11 protein-coding genes are annotated in these 17,390 nt (G+C 74.3%); 2 read left to right on the top strand and 9 right to left on the bottom strand.

What is annotated here, in order from left to right:
• The first annotated feature begins 5 nt into the window (after nt 1-5).
• The gene (locus F6X51_RS03685; RefSeq protein WP_150961832.1) at nt 6-878 is read left to right on the top strand and encodes an outer membrane protein; all 873 of its coding nucleotides are present in this window, start codon (nt 6-8) and stop codon (nt 876-878) included.
• 219 nt (nt 879-1,097) lie between these two features.
• Here the strand turns inward: F6X51_RS03685 and trxA are convergent, their stop codons facing one another.
• Entirely contained in the window at nt 1,098-1,427 is a 330-nt protein-coding gene (gene trxA / locus F6X51_RS03680) for a thioredoxin (protein WP_150961831.1), read from the bottom strand.
• A gap of 401 nt (nt 1,428-1,828) precedes the next feature.
• Here trxA and F6X51_RS03675 point away from each other — a divergent pair, with 401 nt between their 5' ends.
• On the top strand, nt 1,829-3,118 hold the full coding sequence (locus tag F6X51_RS03675) for a PQQ-dependent sugar dehydrogenase (protein ID WP_150961830.1): 1,290 nt from the start codon (nt 1,829-1,831) through the stop codon (nt 3,116-3,118).
• Between the two features lie 547 nt (nt 3,119-3,665).
• Here the strand turns inward: F6X51_RS03675 and addA are convergent.
• The 8 genes from addA to F6X51_RS28465 all read right to left on the bottom strand — a co-directional run bounded on the left by addA (nt 3,666) and on the right by F6X51_RS28465 (nt 17,155).
• Nucleotides 3,666-7,136 (bottom strand): double-strand break repair helicase AddA, encoded by a 3,471-nt coding sequence (gene addA / locus F6X51_RS03670; RefSeq protein ID WP_150961829.1) that lies wholly within the window; start codon nt 7,134-7,136, stop codon nt 3,666-3,668.
• Complete coding sequence (addB, locus tag F6X51_RS03665) at nt 7,136-10,264, bottom strand: double-strand break repair protein AddB (protein ID WP_150961828.1); 3,129 nt, start codon at nt 10,262-10,264, stop codon at nt 7,136-7,138. Before addB ends, addA begins: the two co-directional genes overlap by 1 nt.
• A 454-nt stretch (nt 10,265-10,718) precedes the next feature.
• Nucleotides 10,719-11,468, bottom strand: a complete 750-nt coding sequence (locus tag F6X51_RS03655; RefSeq protein ID WP_150961826.1) for a nucleotidyltransferase family protein — start codon at nt 11,466-11,468, stop codon at nt 10,719-10,721.
• A gap of 64 nt (nt 11,469-11,532) precedes the next feature.
• A complete protein-coding gene (gene tsaE, locus F6X51_RS03650; RefSeq protein ID WP_407658430.1) occupies nt 11,533-13,158 on the bottom strand; it encodes a tRNA (adenosine(37)-N6)-threonylcarbamoyltransferase complex ATPase subunit type 1 TsaE in 1,626 nt (541 codons plus the stop codon).
• A 259-nt stretch (nt 13,159-13,417) separates the two neighbouring features.
• Entirely contained in the window at nt 13,418-13,801 is a 384-nt protein-coding gene (locus tag F6X51_RS03645) for a DUF3307 domain-containing protein (protein ID WP_246696597.1), read from the bottom strand.
• A 122-nt stretch (nt 13,802-13,923) separates the two neighbouring features.
• The gene (locus F6X51_RS03640) at nt 13,924-14,907 is read right to left on the bottom strand and encodes a prephenate/arogenate dehydrogenase family protein (protein ID WP_246696596.1); all 984 of its coding nucleotides are present in this window, start codon (nt 14,905-14,907) and stop codon (nt 13,924-13,926) included.
• Nucleotides 14,908-14,914: 7 nt separating this feature from the next.
• Nucleotides 14,915-16,051 carry a pyridoxal phosphate-dependent aminotransferase gene (locus tag F6X51_RS03635; RefSeq protein WP_407658429.1) on the bottom strand — a complete coding sequence of 379 codons (1,137 nt, stop codon included), beginning with the start codon at nt 16,049-16,051 and terminating at the stop codon, nt 14,915-14,917.
• A gap of 108 nt (nt 16,052-16,159) precedes the next feature.
• Complete coding sequence (locus F6X51_RS28465) at nt 16,160-17,155, bottom strand: chorismate mutase (RefSeq protein WP_246696595.1); 996 nt, start codon at nt 17,153-17,155, stop codon at nt 16,160-16,162.
• Between the last annotated feature and the right edge of the window lie 235 nt (nt 17,156-17,390).

Raw genomic sequence — 17,390 nt, 5'->3', positions numbered from 1 at the left:
TAAAAGTGAAGAAGCTTCTCACCTCGTTTGCGGCCTTTACGGCCCTCACCGCGGCCGCCACGGCCGCCGATCTGCCGCGCCGCGCCGCGCCGCCGATCTTCACCCCGATTCCGGTGTTCACCTGGACGGGTTTCTACGCCGGTTTCAACGCCGGCTACGGCTTCGACGCCAGCAACAACGGCGCGCCGACCGTCGTCAACCTGCCGGCCGCTTCCGGCCTGTTCCGTAACGCCGCGAACACCGCGTTCGTCCCGGGCCAGGTTGCTTTCAGCAACGGCAGCAGCAACGACGGCTTCGTCGGCGGTGGTCAGATCGGCTACAACTACCAGTTCACCCCGGGTTCGGGCCTGGTGGTCGGTATCGAGGCCGACGCTCAGTACGTCGACTTCGGCCGCAACCGGAACCGCTTCGCCTTCGCGACGCTCCCGGCCGGTGGCTTCGTGACCCCCGGTTCGCTGGTGTTCAACCCGAATGGCCAGGCCAGCCTGGACTTCTTCGGCACCGTCCGCGGCCGTATCGGTTACGCCTTCGACCGCGTCCTGTTCTACGGCACCGGCGGCTTCGCCTACGGCGCCGGCGGCGGCCGTCAGTTCGGCCTGCCCAACAGCAGCCGTGACGACTTCCGCACCGGCTGGACCGCCGGCGGCGGCGTCGAGTACGCCCTCCCGACCGACTCCTTCCTGAACTTCTTCCGCTCCTCGGCGGTGACGCTCAAGGTCGAAGGTCTGTACGTCAACCTCGAGAACAACAACAACCTCAACGGCGCCTTCGCGGTCACCCCCAACGGCACCGTGCTGACGACCCTCGCGGGCCGTCGCCAGGACACCGAGTTCGCCGTCGTCCGCGCCGGCCTGAACTACAAGTTCGGCACGTACTAAGCCGACACCACGGTCTCGAAACCGGAAGGCCTGGCTCCCCGGAGCCAGGCCTTTCCACGTCGGGGCCCCGGCCCGGCACGGGGATGCCTGCGACGTCCGATCCGCGGGCAGGAATCCGCAGACAGGAATCCGGGGCATGAAAAAGCCCGGCTCTCGCGAGCCGGGCTTTTCGCCGTTCCGGACCCGGGCGGCCCCCGGGGGCGCCGGGCAGCGCCCGTCTCAGGCGTTCGCGGTCTGCGCCGTGATCCAGCGGGAGAGGTCGCCCTTCGGCGCCGCGCCCACCTTCTGGTCCACGCGCTGGCCGCCCTTGAACAGGAGCAGCGTCGGGATCGACCGGATGCCGTATTGCGAGGCGATGCCGGGATTCTCGTCGACATTGACCTTGGCGATCTTCACCCGGCCCTGCAGGTCGGCGGAGATCTCCTCCAGCGCCGGTCCGATCTGCCGACAGGGACCGCACCACTCCGCCCAGAAATCCACGACGACGGGCTCGGCGGAGTTGAGAACATCCTGCTCGAAGCTCGCGTCGGTCACTTTCACCGTCGCCATCTTGGTCCCTTTCCGGTTTCGCGGGTGACGATTGCGAGACAAGGGCGTCCCCGCGACTGAGGCAGAATTGGCGACGCCGCGACACGGGGTCAAGGCATCCTGCGGCCGGAGCAGCCCAGGCGCGCGGCGCTGTCATGCGGATCCGCGCCGATCCCGCCGCCCCGGGCCGGTCGCGCGGCCGGCTTCCGGCGGGAATCGCCCCTCCGCAGACAGCCGGCCCGGGCTTTCCGGCCGCACGGGCCTCGCCGTGGGGGTGCCGGCGCCCCATCTCCCGGCCAACCCGCCGTCGATCGAGGCCGCGCCGCCGGGCGCGCCGCCCGGCCGGCGCCCTCGCGGCGCTCTCCGCGACGAGACACCGAACCGGCTCCCGCCTGCCGGGCCCGCATGGAGGAACACCGCACGTGACGCGCATTTACCTGATCCTGCTCGCCACCACCGCCGGCCTGAGCCTCGGCCTCCCCGCCCTGACGCAGACCGCCGGGACCGAGGCGCGGCCGTCGCGGGTCGAGGGGGAGGCCTTCACGGCCCCCTCCAACGCGGCGGACGGCAACAAGCCGGCCGAGACCGAGGCGCCGAATACCGGGTACAAGCCGCTCCTGCCGAACCAGACCCGGGCGCCGGTGCCGAGCGAGGCCACCAGGGTGGACGTGGCCACCGTGGCCAAGGGCCTCGCCAACCCCTGGGCGCTGGAATTCCTGCCGGACGGCCGCATGATCGTCACCGAGAAGGCCGGCAAGATCCGGATCGTGGCCAGGGACGGCAGCCTCGGCCAGCCCCTCGGGGGGGTCCCCAAGGTCGACGCGCGGGGCCAGGGCGGCCTCCTCGACATCGCCCTCAGCCCGAGCTTCGCCTCGGACCGGCTGATCTACATCAGCTACTCGGAGCCCCGCGAGAAGGGCAACGGCACCACGGTGGCGAAGGCCAAGCTCGCGGAGAGCGGCGGCTCGGGCAAGCTCGACGAGTTCAAGGTCATCTTCCGGCAGATGCCGACCTACGACGGCGACAAGCATTTCGGCTCGCGCCTCGTCTTCGCGCCGGACGGCAAGCTGTTCGTGACGGTGGGCGAGCGCTCGGACAAGCAGACCCGCGGCCAGGCCCAGGACCTGTCGAGCGGCCTCGGCAAGGTGTTCCGCATCGACACCGACGGCAACGCCCCGAAGGACAATCCCTTCGCGGGCAGCGACAAGGCCAAGCCCGAGATCTGGTCCTACGGGCACCGCAACGTCCAGGCCGCGGCCCTCGACGGCCAAGGCCGGCTCTGGATCGTCGAGCACGGGCCGCGGGGCGGCGATGAGCTGAACCGGCCCCGGCCGGGCCTCAATTACGGCTGGCCGTTGGTCAGCTACGGCATCGAGTACTCGGGCGAGAAGATCGGCGACGGCATCACCCAGGCCGGCGGCACGGTGCAGCCGGTCTATTACTGGGACCCGGTGATCGGCCCCTCCGGCCTCGCACTCTACACCGGCCCCCTGTTCCCGGCCTGGAAGGACGCCTTCCTGATCGGCGGCCTCGTCAGCAACGGCCTCGTGGCGCTCAAGCTCGACGGCGACAAGGTCGTCACCGAGGAGCGCATCCCCCTCGACGCCCGCATCCGCGACGTCAAGGTCGGCACCGATGGCTCGGTCTACGCCGTCACCGACGGCCCGGACGGCAAGATCCTCAAGCTGACCCCGAAGGACAAGCAGGGGTGAGGGCGTTCGCGCTCCGTCGTTTGGCAAGACGGCGCGAGTCTCGCGACGCGCCCCCTCTCGCCTCCGGGAGAGGTTTGCCCGCGTAAGCGGGCCGGGGTGAAGGAGGCGCGCTCTCCGGATAGTGCGCACCCCTCACCGTTCCGCTAACGCGGATTCGACCACTCCCGGACGAGAGAGGTGGGGCGCACCGCCGTTCCGGGGGGCGGGTTGGTCGGCGCGGGTGGCGCGACGGGCCCCCTCTCCCGGACGGGAGAGGGTTGGGGTGAGGGATGCGACGTATCCGGATGGGTCGCACCCCTCACCGTTCCGCTAACGCGGATTCGACCATTCCCGGACGGGAGAGGTGGGCGCACCGCCGTTCCGGGGGGCGGGTTGGTCGGCGCGGGTGGCGCGACCGGCCCCCTCTCCCGAGCGGGAGAGGGTTGGGGTGAGGGATGCGCGCTCTCCGGACATGTCGCATCCCTCACCCGGTCGGCTGGCGCCGACTCGACCTCTCCCGGACGGGTGAGGTGAGGCGCAGGGCGTTCCGGAGCGTCGGCCGCGTCAGTCAGGACAGCCGCGCCAGCGCCGCCGCGATCTCCCGCGCGTCGAGGCGGCGGATCACCGGGCCGCCGGTCCAGACCAGCATCGGGACGAGGCGGTGCTCCGGGTAGATCCGGGCGAGGAGCGCGGCGTAGAGGGCGATCTGGCTGGCGGCGGCCTCGGGCAGCGGGGCGTCGTCCGCGGGGGGGCGGCCGGTCTTGAAATCGGCGATCAGCACGGTGTCCTCCGTGACCGCGAGGCGGTCGACGCGGCCGAAGACCGGGCGCTCGATCCCGCCGACCGTGATGCGGCCCGAGAGCGTCACCTCGGCCCGCGCCGCGCGGGCGAAGAGGGGCGCGAGGTCGGGCGCGTCGAGGAGGCGCAGGGCGGAGCGGACGATCGCCGCCCGCGTCGGCTCGGGGAGCGCCGGGGCGCGGGCGCGCACGTAGCCGGTGGCCGCCGCCGCGCGCCGCGCCGGGTCGAGGCGCGGCAGGTGCTCGAGCAGGGCGTGGATCAGCACGCCGCGCCGGCGCGCCTCGGCGTCCGCCTCCCGGCGCTCCGGCAGGCGCTGGCCGTCCGCCGCGCGGAGCGCCCCCGAGGGGGTGAGCGGCGGGGCGGCCTCGATCTCCGGGGCGACCGGCGCCCGGAGCCAGGCCGGGGGCGGCGCCGGCGCGGCCTCGGCCTCGGCGGGCGTCAGGCCCGGATCGGCGGATTCGCCCTCGGGCCAGAGGGTGATCGGGCCGTAGGCGGTCTCGAGCGCCTCGCCGGGGCCGAAGGCGCGGTCGAGGCCGGTGCGGATCATCCTGCACCACGAGGCCTCGGTCTCCCGGTCGCGCCCGCGATAGGGGGCGATCACGAGCCGGTCGGCCGCCCGGGTCATGGCGACGTAGAGCAGGCGGTTGTGCTCCTCGCGGGCGCGGGCCTGGAGCGCCGCGCGCGCCTGCGCGATCGCCGCGCAATCGTAGGCCTTGGCGCTCGACCAGACCGGCGGCAGCGCCGCGCCGTCCGGCTCGGGCGCGCCCCCCATCGGCAGGAGCGGCGGGTCGTTGCGGCCGAGCGGCTCGCAGCCGTCGATCACCACGACGACCGGCGCCTCCAGGCCCTTGGCCCCGTGGACCGTCATGACCCGGACCTCGTCGCGCCCGGATTCGAGGTCGCGCTTGACCGTGTGGCCCCCCTCCCCCCGCCCGGTCGGGCCGGCGTAGCGGGCGAGGAAGCCGCCGAGGGAGGGCGCGTCGCTGCCCTGCTCGGCCTGGGCGGCGGCGGCCAGGAACACGTCGATGGCGTCCCCGGCCTCGCCGCCGAGGCGCGCCACGAGGCGGGCGCGGCCCTGCTGCGGCCCGAGCAGCGCGGCGTAGAAGCCGAAGGGCCCCTGCGCGCCGGCGAGCGCGATCCAGCCCCGCAGGGCGTCGAGGCCGCGCAACGCCGCCGTGTCCCCGGCGCGGGCGTGGCGGTGGAGGGCGTCCTCCAGGGTCTCCGAGAGCTCGCGCCGGCCCGCGACGCGCACGAGGTCGCCGTCGGTGAGCCCGACCAGCGGCGTCTTGAGGGCGGAGGCGAGGGTGAGGTCGTCGGCGGGCAGGAGCCCGGCGCGGCCCACCGCCACGAGGTCGTTGACCGCGATATGGGCCGCGACGTCGAGCCGGTCCTGCCCCGCCACCGGCACGCCGAGGCCCTTCAGGGCGCGGATCACCTCCTCGAAGGCGGCCCCGCGCTTGCGCACCAGGATCAGGATCTCGCCGGGGCGGCGGCGATGGCCCCGCACGTCGCCCTGCGTGGTCCAGGCCTTCACCGCGCGGGCGATGCGGCGCGCGGTACGGATCGCCGGGGCGTTGGCCTCGGGGGCGTCGACCGGGGCGGTCCAGGCATCGGGCTCGACCTCCTCGGCGGGCTCCTCGATCGGCCAGAGCTCGACCGCGCCGGGGGCCGCGCCGCGGGCGGTGGTGTGCACCGTGCCGGTGGCGGCGTCGTCGAAGGAGAGGCCGCCGTAATGGTCGGGGATCGCGAAGGTGGCGTCCACCGCCCGCAGCACCCCGCGGCTCGAGCGGAAGGACAGGGTCAGGTCCACGTCCGCGAAGGGCAGCTCGGCCGCGCGGGCATCAGCGGCCCAGGCCCGGCGCGTGATCTCGAACTCGCGGGGCTCGGCGCCCTGGAAGCTGTAGATCGACTGCTTCGGGTCCCCGACCGCGAAGCGGGTGCGCGCCACCGCCCGGGCGCCCTCGCCCGCCGCGAACTCGGCGGTGATGCGGCGCAGGATCTCCCACTGGTGCGGGTTCGTGTCCTGCGCCTCGTCGATCAGCACGTGGTCGACGCCGCGGTCGAGCTTGTACAGCACCCAGGACGCCCCGACCCGCGAGAGCAGGTCGAGGGTCTTGTGGATCAGGTCGTCGAAATCGAGGGCGCCGAGCCGGGCCTTCTGGGCCTCGACGCGGCGGTGGATCTCGGCCGCCAGGGTGAACAGGGCCCGGGTGCGGGCCTCGGCGCGGGCGCCCCGCAGGCGGTCGAACAGGCCCTCCAGCCGGTCACGCTCGGCGGCGAGCGCCGCGCGGATGTCCTCGGGCACCGCCTTGGTGCCGAGGCTCTTGGCCGATTTCGGCTCGTCCTTCTGGGTGAAGAAGACCCCCCGGTAGGCGTCGAGCGCCCCGGCCCCGTCCCCCGCATCCCGGGCGGCGGCGGCCTGCGCCAGCCCGTCGGCCAGCCCCTCGTCCGTGGCCTTCCCCGTGCGCAGGGCGTCGAGCGCGCTCGTCCAGTCGTCGAGGCGCTCGAGGATGCGGGCCTCGATCCGCTCCGCGCCCTCCCCGGCCGCGAGGCCGAGCGCCCGCGACAGCCCGGCGAATTGCGGCCCGAGGCCTTCGCGGTGCGCCAGCACGGTGCGGGCCTGGATCGCCGCCCGGATCGCCCGGCGGAGGGCGTCGCCCGCGGCCTCCGGCGCCACGATGGCGTGGGCGGCCTCGAGCTCCGGGTGGCCGCCCGTGATCGCGTCGGCCAGGACGTTGTCGGTCTCGATCGCGAAGGCCTCGCGCGATTGGTTCTCGTCGAGGACGACGAAGCGGGCGGGCACGTTCGCCTCGAAGGGGAACATGTGCAGCAGCCGCTCGCAGAGCGCGTGCAGGGTCTCGATCTTGAGGCCGCCCGGGGTCTCGACGGCGCGGGCGAAGAGGCGGCGCGCGGCCTCGAGGCGCTGGCGCGAGGGCCGCTCGCCGGTGAGCCCGGACAGCTCCTCCGTGAGCGCCGCGTCGTCGAGGGTCACCCAGCGCCCGAGGCGCCGGAAGACGCGGATCGACATGTTGGCGGCCGCCGCCTTGGTGAAGGTGAGGCAGAGGATCCGCCCCGGCGCCGCCCCGTCGAGGAGGAGGCGCACCACCCGGTCGGTGAGGACCTTGGTCTTGCCCGCCCCGGCATTGGCCGAGACCCAGGCCGAGGCGCGCGGGTCCGCGGCCCGGCGCTGGGCCGCCTCGGTCAAAGCGTCGACGATGAAGACCTCGCGCGGCAGCGTCATCAGCCTTCTCCCTCACCGCCGAGCGACCATTCGAGCACCCGCGCGAGGTGGTCGTAATCGCCGTAGGCGCGGGCGTATTTCGGATAGGGCCGGGAGACGTAGGCCGCGTCCCCCGTGAGGAAGCGGGCGACGAGGCCGCGCAGGCGCTCGGCATGCTCGGCCACGATCGCCTCGACCGGCCGGTCGTCGCCCCGCGGCGGCTTGAGGGGCAGCGCCGTCAGCGGCTTCCGGCCGCCCGAGGCGTAGAGGTAGAGGAGATCCGGGCTGGTCCCGGCCGCCGGCACGCCCTCGAAGGCGCCGGCCATCAGCATGGCGGCCTCCAGCGTCAGCTGGGGCGAGAAGCCCGCATAGACCTCCTTGTTGCTCGGGGGGGCGCCGGTCTTGAAGTCGACGATGCAGGCCCCCCCGTCGCGGCGGCGCTCGATCCGGTCGGCGCGGGCCCGCAGGGTGAAGCTCTCGGCGCCCATCGGGATCACCCACTTGCCGGAGATCTCCGGGTGGATGCTGAGAATATCTTTTCGACGCTCGATCTCCCATGGGAAGTACTCACCCTGCAAACGCTGATAACGCGGCGACCACTCAGCGTAAAGGCTCGGATAAGTATTCTCTATTTCAGCGAAAATGTTGACCGCAATGTTCGTCAGGTACTCGCGCGCCAAGGCCACATCAGGAATTTGCCCAGGATATTGTTTGGCAAATGTACCAAAAATCTCGTGGATCAGGGTGCCGCGATCGCTGGCGCCGGGGAGGGCGGCCACGGGCTCGAGCGGGTCGAGCCCGAGCACGTGGCGGGCGAAGATCACGTAGGGGTCGCGCACCAGGGTCTCGATCTCGGTGACGCTGAGGCTGCGCGGGAACAGGGCCGGGTCGGCCTTGGGTGCGGGCTGGGTCAGGCGCGGCTGCGGCGGCGCCGTGTCGAGGGCCGCCGCGTAGGCGGCGAGGCGCCCGCCCGCCCGGAGCGCGCCCGCCCAGGCGTCCTCGCCCACGAAGGCGCGCATCCGCTGGAGGAAGCGCGAGGGCACGGTCGGCGAGCCCTCGCGCTTGGCCGCGCGGGTGATCACCGCGTCGCGGGTGCCCAGCGCCTGGACGAAATCATGCGCGCTCTGGCCGATGCGGCGCTCGGGCGGGTTGAGGCCGACGCGCTCGCGCATGGGCCGGTTCAGGAAGGCGTCGGTGGTCGTCTTCATCGGCCAGACGCCCTCGTCGAGGCCGCCGAGCACCACCCGGTCGGCGGTGAGGAGGCGGGCCTCGAGGAGGCCGAGGATGCGCAGGCGCGGATGCGGCGCCGCCCCGGCGCAGGGCACCACCCGCTCCCGCGCCAGGGCGGTGAAGAAGGCCGGGTAGTCGCCGAAGCGCCCCGGCAGCAGGCCGGGCTCGGCCATGCCGAGCTCGTCGAACAGGCTGTCGAGGCAGCCGAGGGAGGGATCGGCCGGCGGCTCCTCCGCCTCCGGGCCGGCGATGAGCCAGTCGCAGGTCTCCCGGTGGCGGCCCGCGGCCTCGACGAGGTTGCAGGGGCCGCGCGCATCCGGCCCGGGGAAGCCCGCGAAGGCGTGCTCCAGGCGCGCGACGAGGATCTCGGCGAGGTCCCAGTCGATCTCGGTCAGGCGCCGCTTCGCGCGGGGGCGGCGCTCGCCCGGCCGCGGGACGCGGGCCTCCGCGAGCGCCCGGCGCAGGCCCGCGAAGTCCGGGGCCGGGGCGGGGCCGCGCAGCACGCCGATCTCGAGGGCGGCGGCGCCCCGCACCACCTCGGCCCGGGGCAGGCCGAGGCGCACCAGCGGGTGGGAGAGCAGCGTGATCAGGCGGGCCGGATGCATCTCGGCGGCGAGCTCCGCGGCGAGCCGCGCCAGGCGCCCGGCGGGGCTGCGGGCCAGCGCCAGGCCGGCCGAATCCTCGGCGACGATGCCCCAGCGGGCGAGTTCCGCCGCGACCCGGGTGGCGAGCCCGCGATCGGGGGTGATCAGGGCCGCGGTGGCGCCCGGGACCTCCAGGGTCTCGCGCAGGGCGATGGCGGCGATCAGGGCTTCCTCGCGCTCGTCGGCGGCCTCCGCCACCGCGAGGCCGGCGAGGCCCCCCGCGGCGATCCCGGCCCGCTCCGGCCCGGCGATCCGGGCCCAGGCATCGGTGGTCTCGGCCGGGCGCAGGGCCTGCGACAGGAGGCGCGCCCGGGCGCGGGCCTCCGCATCGGGTGCGCCGAGCGCCGTCACGGCCGCGCGCGGCAGGGTCAGGCCCCCGGCGCCGATCAGGCGGTGCAGCACCGCCTGCGGGTGCCCGTGGGCGATCTCCCGCGCGAAGCCCTCGCCGGTCTCGATCGCGTCCCAGCCCCCCGCATCGAGGTCGAGGTCGAGGCCGGGCAGCACCACGGCGCCGCGGGGCAGGCCCGCCACCGCCGCGATCAGCCGCGCGGTCGCCGGCACCGAGCCGGTGGAGCCCGCCACCACGACCGGGTCCCCGGGGCGGTCGCGCCGCAGGCGCTCGGCCTCCGCCAGCACCAGGGTGCGGGCGCGCGAGACCGGATCGCTCATGCCGCGCTCGGCCAGGATCCGCGGCCAGGCCTCGGCGGCGATGCGGACGAAGTCGAGGGTCAGGCCGAAATACCGCGAGTACTCGGCCTCGACGGCGCTGCCGATCTCGCTCCAGGGCAGCCCCTCGACCGTGAGCGCATCCATCAGCCGCTCGAGATCCGCCGCGAGGCCGACCGCGTCCGAGGGCGAGGACGGCACCAGGAAGGGCACGTCGTCGTCGATGGGCAGGAGCTTGCGGTCGACGGTCTCGGCCCAGGCCTGGACCAGGCGGGCGAGGATCAGGCGGCGCTCCAGCGGCGGCATCGAGGGGGCGAGCGCGTCCGGCCCGTTCTCCAGCAGCGGGTTGGCGGCCAGATCGAGCTCGGCCTCGTCGGCCTCCCCGAGGGGGACCATCCGCGGCAGCAGGGCGGCGGCGCCGAGACGCCCGGCCAGGACCGCCGCGAGCGCCCGCGCGGCGCGGCGCGTCGGCAGGTAGATGGTCACCCCCGCGAGCGCCAGCGGGTCCGCCCCGAGATCGCCGACGAGGCCCCCGGAGATCAGCGCCTCGGCCAGCGCCGGAAGGAACGGCGCGCCGGGCGGAACCGTGAACAGGCGGGAGTCAGGCATCAGGCTTCACTGCGCGACCGCCGATTGCGGGGTCCGGGACGACGCGATCGGGTGTCCAATCGGGCGCGGGCGGCACGCCGCGCCCTCGGTCCGGGGTGCCTCGGATGATCGGGCGCGTGTCGGAACCGGCGCGGGAAGCACGCCGCGCCCCCTCTCCCGTCCGGGAGAGGGTTGGGGTGAGGGAGGCGACCCCTCCGGATAACCCGCACCCCTCACCTGTTCCGCTATCGCGGATTCGACCTCGCCCGGATGGGAGAGGCGGGGCGCGTCGCCGTCGAGGCCGATCCGTGGGCCCGGGATGGAGGCGCGGGCGGGCGGTGGCGCGCACGCGCCGGCTCCGTCGGGCGCGTGGCGCATCGTCATGCCCATTCCGGTCGCCGATCTCCGCATGTCGCCGGAGCACGTGTATCTGTTCGCCATCTGTTCCGCAATCGGCGCAGGTCCGCCACGGCCCTCACGGGATCTGGGCGCTCAGGCGCACCCGCTCCTCGGCGGCCGCGATCGCGTCCGGGGTGCCGACGTGGAGCCATTGCCCGTCGAGGCGCAGGCCGAACAGGCGGCCCCGGTCGATGGCGCGGTCGAACAGGAGGTTGAGGGAGAAGCTGCCCTCCGGGGTGTCGGCGAAGAGCGCCGGCTTCAAGATCGCGACGCCGGCGTAGATGAAGGGCGCCACCGCGCGCTCGCCGCGCCGCTCCAGGCCGCCGTCCGGGCCCATCACGAAATCGCCCTTCCCCTCGTAGCCCAGGCTGGTGGCGGTGGGGGCGACGAGGAGCAGGATGTCCATCGCCTCCGGGTCCCACTCGGCGACCAGGCGGGCGAGGTTCGGGGCCGGGCCCTCGAGCCAGAACGAATCGGCGTTGAAGACCACGAAGGGGTCGGGGCCGAGGAGGGGCAGCGCCTTCTTCACGCCGCCGCCGGTCTCCAGCAGGGCGTCGCGCTCGTCCGAGATCCGGATCGCCGGCGCCTCGGTGCGGCGGGCGAGATGGCCCTCGATGAGGTCGGCGAGCCAGTGCACGTTGACGACCGCCTCGGTGATGCCGACCTCCGCCGCCCGGTCGAGGGCGTGGTCGAGGAGCGCCTTGCCGGCCACCGCGACGAGGGGCTTCGGCAGGGTCGCGGTGACCGGGCGCATGCGCTTGCCGAGCCCCGCCGCGAGGACGAAGGCGCGGGTGAGGGCGGGCGGGGTCGGCTCGGACTCGCTCATGTCGGGCTCGTGCGGGGTGGGGCGGGCTGGCGGCGGGGTGGGGGCGGCGAGGCAGGGGCGGCGCTCAGGCCTCGGGCCGGGGGGCCGGCTCGGGGCCCGGGAGGACGAGGCCCGGCAGGTGCGCCTCGTGCCAGAGGCGCAGGCGCGTGAGCGCCGGGTGGGCGAGGTTCCGGGCGAGGTAGCCCTCGATGCGGGGGATGTGGGCGAGGTAGCCCGGCTTGCCGTCGCGCTTGTCCAGGCGGGCGAAGATGCCGAGGATCTTGGTGGCGCGCTGGGCGGCCAGCAGCGCGTAGGCGCGGGCGAAGCCCTGCACGTCGAAATCCGGCTCGCGGGCCCGGCGCTCGCGGGCGTAGAGACCGAGCAGGCGCAGCTCGAACTCGGCGCTGGTGTCGACGCGGGCATCCTGCAGCAGCGAGGCGACGTCGTAGGCCGGGTGGCCCATCACGGCGTCCTGGAAGTCGATCAGGCCGATCCGCTCCAGCCCCGTGCGCTCCGGCAGCCAGATCAGGTTCGGCGAGTGGTAGTCGCGCAGGGTCCAGGTCGGGCGCTCGGGGATCGCGCCGCGCAGGGCCTCGCCCCAGAGGCCGACGAACGCGGCGCGGGCCTCGGGTGCCAGCGCGACGCCGCGGATCGCCGGGGCGTACCATTCGGGCATCAGCTCGGCCTCGAACAGCAGCGCCTCCATGTCGTAGGGCGGCAGCACGTGGTCGATGCCCTCGGCCACCGGCAGCACGCCGGGCAGCTCCATGGCGTGGAGCTTGGCGAGCAGCCGCGTCGCCTCGGCGTAGCGCTCCGAGCGCGCGCCGTTGCCGTCGACCACGGGCTCGGTGCCGAGGTCCTCGAGGACGAGGAGACCGTGGGCGAGGTCCTCGCCGTAGATGCGCGGGGCCGAGAAGCCGAGGGCGCGCAGGCCCCGGTCGACGGCCACGAAGGCGTGGACGCTCTCGGCGAGCTTGACGATGGCGCTGTAGGGCTTGCCGTCGCGCACCGGCGGCCCGTCGGCGCGGGGCGGCGAGATCGCCAGGATGGCGCTCGTGCCGTCGGGCTTCACCAGGCGCTCGTAGGCGCGGGTCGAGGCATCGCCCTGCATCGGGATGCGCTCGGCCTCGCCCCAGCCGCTGCGCATCAGGAGCTTGTGGACCGCCCGGGCCCGGTCGAGGCGGGCGCGCATGCCGCCGCTGCCGTCGATGCGGGCGAAGCGCGAGCCCTCGCCGAATTCGGGGCGGAGCGAGAGGTCGACCGTGAGGACCGGCCCGTCGCGGGGCGGCAGGCGCTCCGGCCACTCGACGAGCGTGATGGCGTCCTCGGTCAGCTCGTCGAAGCCGAGCTCGACGAGCTCGTCCGTGCCGCGCAGGCGGTAGAGGTCGGCGTGCACGACGGAGCGCCCGCCCCGCGCCTCGTAGGGCTGGACCAGGGTGAAGGTCGGGCTCGGCACGTCGAGGTCGGGCTCGCCCGTGAGCGCCCGGATGAGCGCGCGCGCGAGGGTGGTCTTGCCGCCGCCGAGCCCGCCCGAGAGGGCCACGAGGTCGCCCGGCAGCAGGAGCTCGGCGAGGAACTGGCCGAGATCCTCGGTGGCGCCCTCCTCGGGCAGCACGATCTCCCAGGCGGGCGGCGCGGTCTCCTGGGCGGGCCGCGCCGCCTCGTGCGAGGGCGTGTCCTGCGGGGGGATCTCCGGGTCGTCCTCGCTCACCGCTATGACCTCCGAACCCTGCGCCCGCCGGGATGCGCACAGGGGAAACGCGCCTGCGTCGTTCTTAGCGGAGGATCCTTAACCAAAATCGCCCCGGGCTTTAAGGGCGCCCGGCGCCGTCGCGGCGATTCCGCGCCGAATCGCGCCTCGGCGGCCCGCCGCCGGCTCGGATCGCGCTCGACCCCGATCGCCTGCGCGCGGGCGGGCCCTCGACCCTGATCGCCGCCTGATCGCCGCCCGAGACGGGCGCGGCCTCCGCCTAGAGGCTGAGGAAGCCCGCCACGAGGCCGATATCCGTCAGGGCATGCAGCATCTGGTCGAAGCCGAGCAGCCACCAGAACTGGACCTGCGCCGGCGTCCAGCCGCCCCTCCGGGAGACCACGCTCTTGGCGCGGTCCACGCTGAAATGGATGGCGAAATCCACGAGGGCGAGCCACCACAGGCGCGGCGCCACCACCAGGGCGACGCCGAGGGTGAAGGTCGCGTGGCAGGCCGCGTGCGCGGTCAGCGGCACGAGCCAGCCCCGCTCCCGCTCCTTGCCGCGGGCCATCCAGTCGCCCTGGAGCACGAAATCGGCGAGGTAGTGCTTGACGATCATCACGGCGGCGAGCGCCGCCATCGTCCCGACCGGAACCAGCGCCATGTGTCCCCCGATGTGTCCCCCGATTCCGCCCCGCGGCTCGATCCCGGGCTCTAGGGCAAACGCGTTGGTTTTCCTTTAAGCCACTTGCGCGCAACCGGACGCGCCCGGTCCGGGGCGGCGCCTCACGGGTCGTTGCGCGGCGCGGCCGGGGCGGGGCGGCCACGGCCGAAATCGGGCTCCGCGGTCTCCTGGCCCATCGCCACGATGCCGCGGCGGATGGCGCGGGTGCGGGTGAAGAGGTCGTGCAGCGCCTCGCCGTCGCCCCAGCGGATGGCGCGCGCCAGCGCCGCCAGATCCTCGTTGAAGCGGCCGAGCATCTCCAGCACCGCGTCCTTGTTCGTCAGGAAGACGTCGCGCCACATGGTCGGGTCGGAGGCCGCGATGCGGGTGAAATCGCGAAAACCGCCGGCCGAGAACTTGATCACCTCGGATTGCGTCACCGCCTCGAGGTCGGCGGCCGTGCCGACGATGTTGTAGGCGATCAGGTGCGGCACGTGGCTGGTGATGGCGAGCACGAGGTCGTGGTGCTCGGGGGTCATGGTCTCCACGATGGCGCCGAGCCCCTCCCAGAGGCGGCGCACCGTCGCGACGGCGGCCTCGTCCGTGCCCTCGGGCGGCGTCAGGATGCACCAGCGGCCCGAGAACAGGGTCGAGAAGCCCGAATCGGGCCCCGAATATTCGGTGCCGGCCACCGGGTGGCCGGGCACGAAGGCGACGCCCGCGCTGAGGACGGGCGCGACGGCCGCCACCACCGAGCCCTTGACCGAGCCGACATCGGACAGGACCGAGCCCGGCTTCATCCGGCCCTCGATCGCCGCCGCCACAGCCCCGACGGCGCCGACCGGCACGCACAGGATGACGAGGTCGGCCTCCGCGACGCCCTCGGCCGCATCCCCGGTGACGTGGTCGGCGAGGCCGAGCGCGCGCACCCGGTCGCGGACGCCCGCATCGGCGTCGATCGCCACGATCGTGTCCGCAAGCCCGTATTGCCGGGCGCCCCGGGCGATCGAGGAGCCGATCAGCCCGAGGCCCACGATGGCGAGCCGGCGCATTGGGCCGGTGCCGGCGGGCGCCGGGCGCGCCTCGGCCATCGCTGCCTCAGACATCGCGGCCTCAGACATCGCGGCCTCGCTCCGGAGCCTCGCCCCGCACGAAGTCCGTCAAGGCGGCGAGGAAGGCCTCGTTGGCCGGATCGCTGCCGATCGTCACCCGCAGGGCGTTCGGCAGCCCGTAGGCCGCGACCCGCCGGGTGATGACGCCGCGCCGGGTGAGGTGCGCGTCGGCCTCCGCCGCCGAGCGGCCGGGCGCGTCGGGGAAATGCACCAGGATGAAGTTGCAGGCGCTCGGCGTCACGGTGAGCCCGAGGGCCGCGACGGCCTCGGTGAGGCGCGGCAGCCAGGCCTCGTTGTGGGCGGCGGCGGCCGCCACGTGCGCCTCGTCGTGGATCGCCGCCGCGCCGGCCGCGATGCCGGCGGTGGACAGGTTGAACGGGCCGCGGATGCGGTTGACCGCGTCCGCGATCGTCGGGGGCGCCACCATCCAGCCGATCCGCAGGGCGGCGAGGCCGTAGATCTTCGAGAAGGTGCGCGTCATCACCACGTTCTCGGACTGGAGCACGAGATCGAGCCCCGCCGAGTAATCGTTGCGGCGGACATATTCCGCGTAGGCCCCGTCGAGGACGAGGAGCACGTTGCCGGGCAGGCCCGCGTGCAGGCGCCGCACCTCCGCGAAGGGCAGGTAGGTGCCCGTCGGGTTGTTGGGGTTGGCGATGTAGACGATGCGGGTGCGCGGGGTCACCGCGGCCAGGATCGCGTCGACATCCGCCGTCAGGTCGCGCTCGGGCGCCACCACCGGGGTGGCGCCCGCCGCCAGGATGGCGATGCGGTAGACCAGGAATCCGTGCTCGGCGTAGATCCCCTCGTCGCCGGGCCCCACGAAGGCGTAGGCGAGGAGCGACAGCAATTCGTCCGAGCCCGCCCCGCAGACGATCCGGGCCGGGTCGAGCCCGTACTTCGCCGCGATCGCGCTGCGCAGCGCCGTGGAATTGCCGTCCGGGTAGACGGCGAGGCCCCCCGCGGTCTCGCGCATGGCCGCGACCGCCGCCGGGCTCGGGCCGAGCGGCGTCTCGTTCGAGGAGAGCTTGTAGACCGGATGCGCCCCGGGCGCCCCGCTCTTGCCCGGCACGTAGGCCTCGATGGCGAGCACGCCGGGGCGCGGCACCGGGCGGAGGGCGGCGGGATCGGGGCTCACGGCAATCATGACCATCGCACGGCAAAGGGGGTGGACGACCGCCCCTCTACAGCATTTCGCGGCCGGGTGGACCGCTCGGGCGCGGGAAATTGCTCGGGCGGGGGCGCCTCAGACCCGGAAGCGGGCCGCGTGGCTGCCCGTCTCGTCGAGGGCGCCGAGGGCGGTGCCGGCCCGCTCCAGGGCCTCGCGCAGCTGCCGCGTGTTGACGCCGCCCGGGACCGCGAGGAGCAGGCGCTCCTGCCCGGCCTCGGGGGCGGCGCGGGCCACCACCTCGCCGTAGAGGTCCTGCAGCGCGCGCTCGGCATCCGGCGTCCAGGCCGCGGCGCGGGCGGCGTGCAGCACCCAGTCGCGCTGGGCCGCGGCCGGATCGTCGAGGGGCTTGGCCACCACGAAGACCGGGGTGCCGGCCGGGTGCGTCGGGCGCTCGATGAAGGGCAGCCGGGCGATCACCTTGGGGCGCCCCTCGCCGACGAGGCCGTCCCACCAGGCCTCGCCCTTGCCCCGGATTTCGCCGCCCTCGCCCTTGCCGCCCTCGCCCTTGCCGCCCTCGCCCTTGCCGCCCTCGCCCTTGCCGCCCTCGCCCTTGCCGCCCTCACTCTTGCCACCCTCGCCCTTGCCGTTCCCCGCGCGCCGGCCCCTGGCGCCGCCCCCGTCGAAGCGGAAGATGCCGAGGTCGCCGCGCGAGGCCGCCACCGCCTCGATCACCGCCGCGCAGGTCGGGTGCGGCCGGTAGGGCACCGTGAAGCCGAAATGGAAGCGGGCGGAATCGCGCATCGGCGCATCGCCCCCCGAGATGTCGGCATGGACCGAGAACGGCGCCTGGACCCAGGTGAAGGTCGCGATGATGACGCGCCAGATCCCCTCCACGGTGTCGAGGGGCAGGAGCCCCCGGTGGCGCTCGGCGACGCGGCGCATCATCGCGGCCTCGCGGCCCGGGCGGAAGGCCGAGCCCGAGGCCGAGGTGCCCTTCACGGCGATCAGCCGGTCGATGATCGAGCCGCGCTGGATCAGCAGGGCGTGCATCTCGGCGTCGATCCGGTCGATCTCGGCGCGGAGATCCGCGAGGTTGTCGAGCGGCGGCGCGGCTCTCTTGGAAAAGCGCATGGGGAGATTTCTGAGAGGACTTCTGCGGGGTATCCGGGGGCGTGGTTCTGAGGGTCGAGTCTGCGGGCCGATCGGGTCCGGCGGGATCGCGTCCGGCACCGTGTTTACGATCCGGCGCGCCGAAGGGCCAGCCGCGATGGCGGCGCCGGGGCCAAGGCCCGGCACCCTCTGTCACGCGGGCCCTCGTCGTCAGGCGGGCCCTCGTCGTCAGGCGGGCCCTCCTGCGCGCCGGCCG

This window comes from Methylobacterium planeticum, from assembly GCF_008806345.1.
GTDB lineage: Bacteria > Pseudomonadota > Alphaproteobacteria > Rhizobiales > Beijerinckiaceae > Methylobacterium > Methylobacterium planeticum.
The sequence above is the reverse complement of the archived record's forward strand: the minus strand, read 5'-3'. Positions and strand labels throughout refer to the sequence as shown.

Bases quoted from the DNA above. Each gene is read 5' to 3' on its own strand.
- addB (WP_150961828.1), bottom strand. From the start codon at position 10,264: ATGCCTGACTCCCGCCTGTTCACGGTTCCGCCCGGCGCGCCGTTCCTT.
- F6X51_RS28465 (WP_246696595.1), bottom strand. From the start codon at position 17,155: ATGCGCTTTTCCAAGAGAGCCGCGCCGCCGCTCGACAACCTCGCGGAT.
- F6X51_RS03640 (WP_246696596.1), bottom strand. From the start codon at position 14,907: ATGTCTGAGGCAGCGATGGCCGAGGCGCGCCCGGCGCCCGCCGGCACC.
- addA (WP_150961829.1), bottom strand. From the start codon at position 7,136: ATGACGCTGCCGCGCGAGGTCTTCATCGTCGACGCTTTGACCGAGGCG.
- trxA (WP_150961831.1), bottom strand. From the start codon at position 1,427: ATGGCGACGGTGAAAGTGACCGACGCGAGCTTCGAGCAGGATGTTCTC.
- F6X51_RS03645 (WP_246696597.1), bottom strand. From the start codon at position 13,801: ATGGCGCTGGTTCCGGTCGGGACGATGGCGGCGCTCGCCGCCGTGATG.
- F6X51_RS03655 (WP_150961826.1), bottom strand. From the start codon at position 11,468: ATGAGCGAGTCCGAGCCGACCCCGCCCGCCCTCACCCGCGCCTTCGTC.